This window comes from Paenibacillus sp. FSL R5-0475, from assembly GCF_038004585.1.
GTDB lineage: Bacteria > Bacillota > Bacilli > Paenibacillales > Paenibacillaceae > Paenibacillus_AQ.
The window spans coordinates 14,337-26,676 of sequence record NZ_JBBORK010000001.1 but is presented as its reverse complement, the minus strand read 5'-3'; the positions used below and the strand labels follow the sequence as shown (position 1 = coordinate 26,676).

10 protein-coding genes are annotated in these 12,340 nt (G+C 42.5%); all 10 read right to left on the bottom strand.

Annotation, left to right across the window (positions count from 1 at the left end; genetic code table 11):
• Positions 1-281: 281 nt before the first annotated feature.
• The 10 genes from MKX41_RS00105 to MKX41_RS00060 all read right to left on the bottom strand — a co-directional run bounded on the left by MKX41_RS00105 (position 282) and on the right by MKX41_RS00060 (position 11,912).
• The gene (locus MKX41_RS00105) at positions 282-584 is read right to left on the bottom strand and encodes a hypothetical protein (protein ID WP_340968013.1); all 303 of its coding nucleotides are present in this window, start codon (positions 582-584) and stop codon (positions 282-284) included.
• 412 nt (positions 585-996) lie between these two features.
• A complete protein-coding gene (locus MKX41_RS00100) occupies positions 997-2,568 on the bottom strand; it encodes a radical SAM protein (protein ID WP_340968012.1) in 1,572 nt (523 codons plus the stop codon).
• 24 nt (positions 2,569-2,592) lie between these two features.
• Positions 2,593-4,185 carry a radical SAM protein gene (locus MKX41_RS00095; protein WP_340968010.1) on the bottom strand — a complete coding sequence of 531 codons (1,593 nt, stop codon included), beginning with the start codon at positions 4,183-4,185 and terminating at the stop codon, positions 2,593-2,595.
• 1,008 nt (positions 4,186-5,193) lie between these two features.
• On the bottom strand, positions 5,194-5,373 hold the full coding sequence (locus MKX41_RS00090; RefSeq protein ID WP_340968009.1) for a hypothetical protein: 180 nt from the start codon (positions 5,371-5,373) through the stop codon (positions 5,194-5,196).
• A gap of 289 nt (positions 5,374-5,662) precedes the next feature.
• Positions 5,663-6,313: an ABC transporter ATP-binding protein gene (locus MKX41_RS00085; RefSeq protein WP_340968008.1), complete on the bottom strand. Its 651-nt coding sequence runs from the start codon at positions 6,311-6,313 to the stop codon at positions 5,663-5,665.
• A 12-nt stretch (positions 6,314-6,325) separates the two neighbouring features.
• Positions 6,326-7,294: a hypothetical protein gene (locus tag MKX41_RS00080; RefSeq protein WP_340968006.1), complete on the bottom strand. Its 969-nt coding sequence runs from the start codon at positions 7,292-7,294 to the stop codon at positions 6,326-6,328.
• Positions 7,269-7,862 carry an RNA polymerase sigma factor gene (locus tag MKX41_RS00075; RefSeq protein ID WP_340968004.1) on the bottom strand — a complete coding sequence of 198 codons (594 nt, stop codon included), beginning with the start codon at positions 7,860-7,862 and terminating at the stop codon, positions 7,269-7,271. The genes MKX41_RS00080 and MKX41_RS00075 overlap by 26 nt, the downstream gene beginning before the upstream one ends.
• Positions 7,863-7,888: 26 nt before the next feature.
• Positions 7,889-8,581 (bottom strand): hypothetical protein, encoded by a 693-nt coding sequence (locus MKX41_RS00070; protein ID WP_340968003.1) that lies wholly within the window; start codon positions 8,579-8,581, stop codon positions 7,889-7,891.
• Positions 8,578-11,037 (bottom strand): hypothetical protein, encoded by a 2,460-nt coding sequence (locus MKX41_RS00065; protein ID WP_340968002.1) that lies wholly within the window; start codon positions 11,035-11,037, stop codon positions 8,578-8,580. Before MKX41_RS00065 ends, MKX41_RS00070 begins: the two co-directional genes overlap by 4 nt.
• Positions 11,034-11,912, bottom strand: coding sequence for an ABC transporter ATP-binding protein (locus tag MKX41_RS00060; protein WP_249267678.1), 879 nt, complete (start codon positions 11,910-11,912; stop codon positions 11,034-11,036). Before MKX41_RS00060 ends, MKX41_RS00065 begins: the two co-directional genes overlap by 4 nt.
• Between the last annotated feature and the right edge of the window lie 428 nt (positions 11,913-12,340).

Below are 12,340 nucleotides of genomic sequence, written 5' to 3'. Positions count from 1 at the left end.
AGCGAATATATTACCTAGAGTTACAGATTGTATTAGATTACTTTCGCTGGAATTTAAGCGAAAAACCATACATCTTCCACACCTTGCTCCCTCAAAATGCTGGTGATTGATAATAAATCGTATCGATTTTATAGTGATCCCGCACCACTAGCGGTTCAAGATCTAACAAGAACCCTATTGCTAATAACTGATTTTATTCATAAATAACCAACTGAGAAACATCCAGTTATTCTTGTTCGATAGACTGTGGGAGAGCTTTCACATAATTCGGAGCATTCTTCTCAAGTTTCATTTTTTGAATTAACAACTTTAATCTTAATCGAACCCTTCTGGGCATGGAACATATCACCGTAAAGAGCAATAATTCTTGTTTTTTCGTTGTACATCACCTTCAACTTTGCGGTGTGTGCCGCTGAAAAGATTTTACAACCTAGTAATCCGCGCAAGAGTAAAGCTATAAGTAACATAAATGTTAGTTTCAACTTATATAAACTGACCACCTCTAATTCAACTTTCCCATAAAGCTCTGAAGCATGATCACATGCGAATGTGCAAGATTCAATGGCTTCATAATGAAATTCCAATTTATCACAACTCCACTTTACGAGAAAGTCAAATCAGACTAACTAATATACCATGTGGCTTTTAAATATAATTTACCAAAAGTGCTTATTACTCCCTATGGTGTTATTAGCACTTTTGTTGGCCTCACCACTGTCACATTGGCAACTGCAACTTCCAAGACAAGCAAAAGTACTTTTAGTATCCGAACTACCAGTACTGCAGCCACAACCCGATAACGGCGTAATATCATTCCCTATTTTTCCGAATGGATTAACGATCTTCATGCATCATTCTCCTCTACATAATTGTGGTAATCATGTCGATTTCACGTGGTAGCTTTGCACATTCGCATGTTACTATATTCACCACTAATCCACGTGAATTCGTATATATTAAAGGAAGATCACTTCCTCTAATAACTAGGTAACAGTCTTATCCAAAATATATTTCATTTAGATACACTAATGACTCGGGATTCTTTTCTAATATCTCATGGTATAATACCAATCTCTGCTCTGACTTGACTCTGTGTTCCAAACATCGTTCATGCCTGTATGACATATTAATACCATCACGATCATAACATTGCGTATAGCATAGATTACACATATTAACAGCCCAACAGTCATTACAATATTTCGTTGCTTCTCCCTTAAAGTCAGTAATATAGTGTTTATTAATTTTTTCATAGTCTAAGCCTTCATCTACTGTCCCAATAAAAGGGGCTGGACCCATACGTTCACATAATGCAAGTTCACCATTTACTGTAATATATAATTTCCCCACTCCCGGTGCACAGCATCCATTCATAGAGAATTGTTGAACAGGTTCGTCTAAGAGCATTCTATTGTGTACACTAGCTAGAGCGTTATTATAAGATTCTTTTGATATTAGTTTTTGTTTTTCTATATCACTGATTCCAGAGTTTAATTTTCCTATACTCCATTTTATTAGAGGGTCTATTTTCTGCCTTTTCGTCTCACTTAGTTGCCTATCTCCCTCTGTACCAACTCCTAAGTAACTCAACTTTTCAGGAGGGGTATTAAGATAAGATGTTGATATGCTTGACCCTGCTGGTATAAGCTCCGAATTCCCAAAGAAATGTTGTATTTCTTCCAACGTCTCTACACTTGTATCTGCTAAAACTATGTTATAGTTAATATTGTCTGCAGCTTTTGCACCCTCAGCTTCCACTAACCTTTTCAAACCTCTCATGATCATTTGAAATGATCCGTTTCCATCACAAAAGACCCTATTTTGATTATGTATCAATTCCGGCCCGTCTAAGCTAATTGTTGTAATATGATGCTCTAAAGACGACCAATAGTTAGCTATTTGCTCAGTAATCAGCGTTCCATTCGTCGTCATACTGTAAAATACTTTTTTATTGTGAAGCTTTATTCTGCAATACTCTATTGTATCCTTTATTATATCGAATCTAAGCAACGGTTCCCCACCGCAAAAAGTGATATAAACATCTTTTTGTGTTGATCTTGACAATATATCTACTGCCTTCTTCGCAGTATCTAAATCAATATCTTTAGTTCCAAATGTGCGGAATCCACTTTCCCCTTCATGATAAATGCAATATTTACACCTTAAATTACAACGTTCTGTCATCTCTAATGAAATTGATTTAGTCTGATTACTCGGTGCATCATCAAGACTTAACATCTTCTTAATCGGTGGCATCTGTAGTATATTCTCACTCTTTACTGTTTCTCTTATCTCATTTAAACCATTCAACAAATTTTCAGAAGACATCTCTAATTCTAACAATCTATCAAATTCATCCGTATTCCATAGGCATTCAAATATTAGATAGGTGTTTTCATTGACCATAAGTACTTTTCCAGTGCCAGAGTCAAAAAAATAGTTATTTTCTAAAGTCTTAAAAGGCTTCCCAAGTCGTGAAAATCTCAAATCCTTCTTCAAATTGATAAATAGATCTTTGAACCCAAGAATTTCATTAGAATTCTTTGCTGATTCTACTGAATTTTTCATGCAATTCCCCCCAAAATAAACGCCTTATTTATAAGTGATTTCATTTAGATAAGCCAATGACTCAGGATTTTTTTCTAGCATTTCATGGTATAATACCAGCGACTGCTCAGTGTGAACCCTATTTATTACGCACAATTCTTGTCTATAAGACATATCAATACCATCACTATCAAAACACTGAAGGTAGCATAGACTGCATGTATTAACAGCCCAACAATCATTACAATATTTCGTTGCTTCGTTCATAAAGTCAGCAATATAATGTTTATTAATTTTCTCATAGTCTATGCCTTCATGTACTGTCCCGATAAAAGGTGATGGACCCATCTTTTCACATATTGCAAGATCGCCATTTACCGTAATGTATAATCTCCGTCCTCCAGGTATACAACATCCATTCATTGCGAATGCTTCAATAGGTTCGCTTCTTCGCATTCTATTGTGTACTTTACTTAGTGCTTTATCATATGAATCTTTTGATATTAATGATTTATCATCTATATCACTCGCATCAGAGTTTAATTTGTCTACACTCCACTTTGTTAATGGGTCGAATCTCTTCATTAACGACTCACATAATTGTCTATCTTCCTCTGTACCAACTCCTAAGTAACTCAACTTTTCAGGAGGGGTATTAAGATAGGATGTTGATATGCTTGACCCTGCTGGTATATGCTCCGAGTTCCTAAAGAAATGTTGTATTTTTTCCAACGTTTCCATTCTTGCATCAGTTATTACGATGTTATAGGAAATTTTGGCCGCAGCGTTTGTCCCCTCAGCTTCTACTAGCTTTTTTAAACCCCGGATAACCGATTTAAAAGATCCCTTTCCATTACAATAGACTCTATTTTTATCATGCATCCATTCCGGTCCATCTAAGCTAACCAGTGTAGAATGATTCTCCAACGATGTCCAATAGTTAGCTATTTCTTCAGTCATCAGCGTTGCATTCGTTGTCATATTATAAAATACTTTTTTGTTGTGAAGCTTTACTTTGCTATATTCTATTGTATCCCTCATGATATCAAATCGTAGTAGAGGTTCCCCACCGTAAAAAGTAACATAGACTTCTTCTTTCGTTGACTTTGATAACATATCTATTGCTTTCTTACAAGTATCTAAATCAATATCTCTACTTCCAAATGAACGGAATCCAGCTTCCCCTTCATGATAGATACAATATTTACACCTTAAATTACAACGTTCTGTCATCTCAAATGTAATTTGTTCGGTTTGAACATTAGGTGCATCCTTATCGTAAAAAACTTTACCATCAAAGAGATACATCTTTTCAACTGGTGGCAACTGTAATATATTCTCACTCTTTACAGCTTCCTCTACTTCTTTTAAGCCATTTAACAATTCCTCAGAAGACATCTCTAGCTCGAACAAACGTTCAAATTCATCCGTATTCCATAAGCATTCTAACACGCGATAGGTGTTTTCATTGAGCATAAACACTTTTCCAGTGCCGGAATCAAGAAAATAATTGCAATTTGAAGTTCTGAAAGGTTTACCTAGTCTAGAAAATCTGAACTCCTTCTTCAAATTAACAAATAGCTCCTTGAACTTAAGAATTTCATTGTGATTCTCTGCTACGTTAACTAAATTACTCATTAAAATTCCTCCTCATATCATACTTTCAAGCAATCCTCTGCCACTCTTGTCTATAGATTGTCTAGCATCTTAGCCCAAAATAAATAGATTTCCATGAATAACGAATTTATGACGTGAATAGCGTTAATCATGCAATACATGTAAATTCACTACTTATTTCTAATCCGTATTTATGCATTTAACATATTTTTTCACGCCTGTTGATTGACATAAGTGATATAATTCACAATCATATACATGCCCATACATCACTCTATTTCCATAATAAGCTATTTCCTCATAAAATACCAGTATTTCTTATAAAATGATATATTTTACTATAAAAAGCCTACTGAACGATGTTTATCAGAAGTTCAGGGCTAGACAGCCCGTAAGAGAGCATCGTAAAAATGAGGCCAAAAAACCATAGATGCAAAGTCTCTCGTCAACCTCCTCCGGCTTATCGTTTATAAAAATACCATTTTTTAGCTAATTTATTCAAACTATCCCTATGTTTTGTATAATTATGTACAACTATTGAGACCTTATCTTTGTATTTAGGTCATAACCCGCTTCCCTCTACGATTGCCATACTTATGCCGGTATTAATTAACCTCAAAACCATAAGTGTATTTTTTCACTTAGTTACCTACAATACTCGAATTGCTCTTCAAAATAATCTCTCAGTTCTGGTTCACTGGCATGGTTGAAACACAGTATACTTTGATTGTTATCTGTCCGAATGGATTTTTTTCATGGCGTATCTTTCTTTTTTATAATTCAAATCGTTATCATCAATTATGATTACTCGTTCATCCATAGATAAATAATCATCAATCAACTGAGTTGATGGTGAGAGATAAATGTTGCCGGATTATACCTTAATCCAAACAACGAAATTGTGCAGCTGTTTAACGATTTATTGAAGTTTTTAAGTCAATATGATGTCACACCATAAGGTTTATACTTGGACCTTCCTTAAATGGAGGAGGGAAGGGAAGAATCTGTTACTTCCATAGCTAAGAGTAACTATCTACTACGATCCTCTTTAATGGCAATATCAATCTCATTTAAATACCTAGATAAAGTCTCCTGTCTTTCTACTCTAGTAATAATTCTCCAAAGCACTTCTTTATGTAGCACTTCCTCCACAAACATACCAAATTTTAACAAACCTTCTTTTACTTTCTCATGTGTATTACTCAACATTAGACAGTTGCACCCAAATACTTTCACACCTCATTTTCGCACCATCAATATTAGACACTCCACATGTGTTGTCCGCCTGTCCTTTTACTTTCTTAAGCGAATCTGTCAATTCTCATTATTAACTCCCCTTATTTTGCCAATGATAAGGGTAGAAGAGTCTCCATTGCCAGCCAGCTAGAGGCCGACTCTATCCATCCCTTCAGCATATGGTTCAAACAAGTGTCTGGCTATCCGCCAGGCAAGTATCGCAGCCGCAACAGGATAATTTAATATAGAAAACTGCGCTGCATCAGTGCAGCGCTGCTGTACCATTGTCAAGTTTGATCACAGCATCCAGCCAACCTCCCTGTAGGCCCTCCAATGCGCCTGAAAAGATAGCGACTGTGCCAGGTGTCATTTCGTACAATGTGTCTAGCAGCAGGAAACGAATCTCGATATCCATGCCATAGAGAGGCTCATCCAGCAGCAGAAACCATGGATCAGCAAGCATCGCCTGAGCAATCATAAGCCGTTGCTTGTTGCCGCCTGACAACCGCTGAATAGGCATCTTCCACTCGGCAGTAAGCCCGAGCCGTTCACATAGCTCACGAGATCGTTCCTCAATGGTCGCCCGTGGCATCAGCTTCATCTCACCAACATAACGCAAGTACGCCTCGACGTTCATATTGTCATAGTATGCTGCCTGCTGTGGCTTGTAGCCCAGATATGACTTGAAAGCATTCCCTGACAACGCCACGCCATGAAGCTGATAGGTAATCGAGCCGTGTACAGGCTGGTATAGGCCAGCTATCGCTTTGAGCAATGCTGTTTTCCCGCTGCCATTGGCGCCCTCCAGACCATACCAGCCTGGCGGCAAAGCCAGATTCACATCCCCTAGTAGCAGGTGACCATTATCTGCAAGAAGTTCAACCGCGGTAAGTTTTAACTCAGCTCCTCGCACCACTCTTCCCTCCTATTCATATTGCTTGTAATAATGCCGATGGCGTAGCAAAATACTTGTAATAACACCAAGCGCTATTGCCAGACTAACAGCAACAAGCTTGCTTGCAAGCCAGTGATCGGACCCGTATTCGCTGAACAGTTGAAATACACCAAGCCTCTCGCCAGCGGAAAACTGGATGACGCCCACTGCGAGCACAGCCGCGGTACCAGGCCATGTCCCGAAACGAAGCATTGCAGCCAGCGATGTAAAAGCGCTCAGGCAGATCGGCAGTAATAGATCTGTGATCAGTACAGTAGTCTTAGATCCGAATTCACTGCTGGTACCCGTCAAAACGAGTATTCCATAAAACAACAGCGATAGAAGGAGGTCATATAGCAGTATGGTTCCTATTCTGGCTACCATAAGCTGTACGGGTGTAACAGGAAAGGTTGCCTCAAGCTCACTCATTGGCGTATGCATGGATCGGAGTGAATATGCCACACTGGCTACAGGAAGCAACAGAATCGTAAATAAAAATACATCCGGCTTAGCAGAGCTACTGAACCATTCACTTGCTGCCAGCCCCTCAATGACTGCTCCTATGCCAATCATAAGCGCTGATATAAGCCAAAACAGCCAATGCATCGTCCTTGCCTGGGCTGCCATTTGCTGTATAAGCTTTACTGGCAAAGACATAGCGATAGCTGGTAGCCGCCCAGGCCTGTCATGACTTGCCACTCGCCTAGATGAGGGTGCGGCAACCGATCGCTCAGGCTGTGAAGCATATGCAGCGGCAAGAGCCAGCAGGGATTGGGTCTGCTGGCCGCTGAGGCCTTCGATGGTATAGCGATCCAGTTGGCTGAATACGGCTCCGATCTTGTCATGTTCCCATCGATCCGCTGCTGCTTCACCCTTTTCCTCTAGTTGCCGCTGCTCTTGCAATTCCCTGTGCAGTTGACTGTCACGACTAGCGTTATCGGCTCCGGATATGTAACTCATTCTGATCCTCCCCTTTCTGCAATGTATGGGCCAGTCGCCTGAACGCCCGATACAGCTTGGACTTGACCGTTCCAAGCGGCAGTTCCAGCAGCTCGGCTATTTCATCCAGCTTGAGCTCCTCGTAAAAACGCAAAATAACAATTTGCCGCTCCTCCTCAGGCAAAGCGCCAAGGGCAGCAATGACTGCTTCACGCTCATACTGCTTGTCTAAAAAAGACGCTACCGTATCTTTACCGCCATCAGCCGCATCATACACTCCGGTATCCTTAGCCGCTACTTCATAACGATATGCTCCGGACTTCCATACATCACGGCACAGGTTCGTCGCAATTCGATAAATCCATGGTCGAAACCGTTCAGGCAAGCGACCAGCTTGCAAAGCGGTGAATACTCTGACAAAACACTCTTGCACCAAATCTTCTGCGAGCTGACGCTTGCTGGTCAGTCGGTATAAATACGCATAGATGGTCTGATGATACCGATAGACGAACAACTCCAGCACGGCTGTATTCCCTTGCTTGTATTGCTCGAGCAGTTGCTCATCCGTAACAACAGCACGGCTGTTCACTTGACTCCCTCCCTTCTCGCTCAGCACTATTGCCTGCGCACGAGCCAACCTCTGCCTTTCCCCAATAGAAGCAAACAGCAGAAAAGCAGTATTCCAGCTGCCACAAATAATGCGATTGCGTTGTGCGATTTATCTGCGAACCGGCTCACCGGCCAGACGGCTTGAAATAAATAGTAACGATTGAGCGGCATACTGGACATAAAATACTCCAGCAGCCACACCGTTGCACCCACTCCTAGCCCGACAGCCATATTGCGCCCTAGCAGACTGCCCAATGCCGCCAGACCACCGACAAACATATTCACACTGAGGCTATGTTTGATTATGTACGCTAGTTGTGCCGAACTTAAAGGGATCGCCCAGCGGTCAATTGTCCAGAGCAACGCTGCTTCATAGATAACAAGCAATAGCGCAGCGACCGCTCCTCGCTCGGCGAACACGAGTAATTGTGAATATGGATAGCTGAAATGATGTGCAAAAGTACCCTCACTGAAATCATCGGCGAACAAGGCCGCACTTAAAGCAATCGTAAGTAAAGGCAGAATAAAAATATAAACCATTTTGACTTGATAAAAACCTGGAGATGGTAACAACTCTGGCAGCATGAGGCAACTAGCTGCTATCAGCGCCGCAATAATAGCTATAGCTAGCAAGTAGCCGCTCCATAGGATGCGCCATGCATATTTTGCACGGGACAAAAGGATGAGGGTGACCTTCATTTTCCTCCCTCCGTTTTCCTTTGCAAATAGCCTCGCAGAAGCTCTTCCATTTGTTCATCGCTGTCCTCGATTAGCTGCTCTGTGCCAATACTGTTATAGACAAGCTTGATGACATCGTAGACACTTTCAATACCGTACTGGCTGTATATGGTGTTCATAAGGTCATAAACCTGATTCGGTGTACCGTTCAAAAAATAGCTGCTAACAGGTTCGAACAGTGGACCTTTCAGTTCATTTCCCGCCACCTTGCGCTCAATATAGGCCTGAAAAAAGTTATTCAGTATATATTGGCTATTAAAATAGACCAATCTCGCATTTCTAATCTCTCTGCGTTTGGCACTGTAATCAAGCCAGTATTGCCCCGTTCTCAGTTGGATGTTCCCATTCTTCCCTCGATCAATTTCCGCCCCAAAATAACTTGATACAGACACCTTAGACAAAAAGTGAACATCGCGAGCTTCCGGACCTCCAACTGCTGCATCTACCATGCCAAGGGTGTTCATACTCACCATATTCAAACTATAATACGGATAATCGGCAAGTGCCATAGTAACCGACTGGGGAAAGCTCGTTGCAGCTTCTCCATCCAACATTTTCAAAGTACGCGCCGCTTGGGCGTAATACTTAGCTGCGTACTGTGCTGCTTCTTCGACAGAACGGTCAGGCAATTGACCAGATGCCAGCAGACGCAACGTCTTGCCGTCTGCTGTCGCTTCTGCAAGCTGCAGATCGCCCCCAAATAATGTAAGTCCGCTTGCTTCATCCAGCTCCAGTCGAGTGACGGTCGCTCCCTTCTCTCCAGCCATCTTACTAGTAATGACAGAGGCGTTGGAGAATAGTTTCAAGCTACTTGGCCCTGTGATAGCAACTTCAAAGCCCGCCATAGGGCGCGGCAATTGTGTGTCCAGAACATCTGTAGCGTGACGCCCCCATTCGTAGTGATCGGTAAGCAATTCCGATAGCCGGCTATTGCCGATAACAGGGTACCAGCCATAGAAAGCTGGAAGGAAAATCCTGTTATCGTCGACAACAGCGATCTGCTCCCAGCTATCCCTGCTAGGAGCGACGGAATAATAATGACGCCAATCATTTATGGTACCGCTATATATCATCTCGATCTCCAGATGCTCCCCTGGCATAACATCCGTAGCAGGCTTGATCCAAAGTACATCTGTAGCCTCTTCCCACTCATAGGCAGCAGCAGCACCGTTCACCTTCAGTTCCTGTACATCAAATATATGCCGTAGCATGATGGGGAATCTCCCTAGCGTTTCCGCTTGTCCATTGCTTGCTTGCATCGTCGCCTGTATTTCTAGCCCATGCCGCGGCAATAATTCCAACTCCAGCTTATAGTTATTAATGTGCAGATCCTGAAACTTCATGCCGACAAGCAGATCTTTAATATGCGATACCGAGAGCGGATTGCTGGTAATCCCGTCTGTGTTAAGGGTGATACGAGACATCTCCTTAATATCCGCCTCCGTATATTTACCCGCTGCAATTCCAGCAACGAGCAGTTGCTCCAATTCACGCTGTTGCGTGATATCATTGGCTGAAGTAAGACGTTCGCGATAGAAACGTTCATTGGCATCCGCAATATCTACCCGTTCCTGCAGGTATCCGTACATCGCACTACCTGCCCATAACAATGCTGCACCTAGAATCAGCATCGTGGGATAGACCAGCCATGCCTTGACCCGTTCCCGCCTGCGTCTACATACTACAAGTAGAACAGTCATGACCATTCCTGCTGCTAAAGCTGCAACGATGCCGCGATGCAGCCAAAATGCCGGATCATATATAAATCCCCACATACGTGAGTAAGACTTACCAATATATTTAACTAGTGAATAATCGAACCAAATCTGCGTATGAAGGGGTAATGAAAAAGAAGGGCGATCGGTCTTAAAAAATTCCGGTAAAATAATTGCCAAGCTAAGCAACAGGACGAAGCTGATCAAGTAACTGTATCGCTTGCGGATAAGGATACCTACTAAGTAGGCAATTACAGTTGCAAATAACATCGGGATGGCAAAGGAAGCCAATACAGCAGAGGTATACCATTCACGCATTCCCCATGAGATGCCATCATTTACGACCAACCATACATAAGCCCCCATCGGCACGAGCGCAGCTGCTAACGGAAGGGTTACAGCACAGAGCAAGCGTGCAGCCTCCATTTCCCATGTTTGATACGGAAAGGTAGCCATCATGGTTGCTGTCTTCCATTCTTCATCCCGCCGTGCTATCGCTGTTGCCAGCAAAGGCAAAATAATGAGGGCTACATGGCAATACACCTCAGAAATATCCATCACGTATACTGCACGATCCAATTTGGCATCGGCGGTCTGAAACATCAAATACAGGATGCCGACCACAGTTGCCAGCATCAGATACAAGCCTGGGCCACGCAGCAGCAGCTTGCACTCTGTTTTGTAATAGCGAATCAGGCTCATTGGCTATTCCCCGCTCTCATGACCGCGATATATCCGTCCTCAAGTCCTGCCTTTGCCTGGACTGCTCCAGGTAATGGGACAGAACTGGCAAGAACACGCGCCTCATAGCCGGCTCCTGAACGCTTTGCAGTCACGATGGCTGCAGTTTCTTTGAGCTCTGCAAGCTTCTCATCACCCACTTGGACCGTCCACACTTGTCCCTGCACACGCTGGAGCAATTGTTCTTGCGTACCGTGAAATACGATGCGCCCTCCGCTCATAATCGCCATACTCTTACAGTTATTATCAATATCGGCGACGACATGTGTAGACAGTAGCACAGTACGATCTTTACCCAGCTCTGTCAGCATATCACGAAATCGCATGCGTTCTTCGGGATCAAGCCCTGCCGTAGGCTCGTCCACAATAATGAACTGCGGATCACCTAGCAACGCCTGGGCAATACCGATGCGCTGCCGCATCCCGCCAGAATATTTGCCTATACGCACATGGCGCTTCTCCTCCAGATTGACTCGGCGCAACATTTCGGCTACTGCTTTCCTCCGGGCTTTTCCATTTGTAATGCCCTTCATGGACGCGACATAATCGAGATATTCCGCGCCTGTCAACTTGCGATACACGCCAAACTCTTGTGGCAGGTAGCCAAGCAAGCCACGAATTTCACGTTCATCCCGCCCAAGCTTGCAATGTCCAATTTGTACATCCCCTGATGTTTTCGGTATTACTGTTGCCAATATTTGCATTAAAGTTGATTTTCCCGCCCCATTGGGACCGAGTAAGCCGAACATACCCGTACCCAATGTCAGGTTAATTCCGTTCAGTACTTGTTTACTGCCATATTTTTTGCACAATTGCTGGATAACTACATGCATCATTACCTGCCTCCATTCGTACTTGGCCAACTACCGTGCGCACGAGTAGATTGTCGAACAGTATAACGACACTCCCTTCTAAAAGTTTAAAAAACAGGTATTTTTTTTAAAAAAAGTATCCTTGCGCTGCCAATATGACATTTGTTCGATGTGTCGCTTGACGCTTATGGCTTACACAAATCTCCCATTTATTACACTTACATTTCAAACTACCTGCTCCATTTACTTTCCGGTTGGTCGTAATAATTCATTACTCCACCTTCGAACCAGAACTCCAGTTGATTTACAGTATGAATTAGCTCATATCCTTCTGGCTGCGATAAAGAATCAGGAAACGGGTCGTTAACTCTAGTTAATGATGGCAGAATCATCGATGGTGCAGTTTCTACGTACTTAGGGCAAACTTTTTTAAAATAAAGGTCAATGCTAGC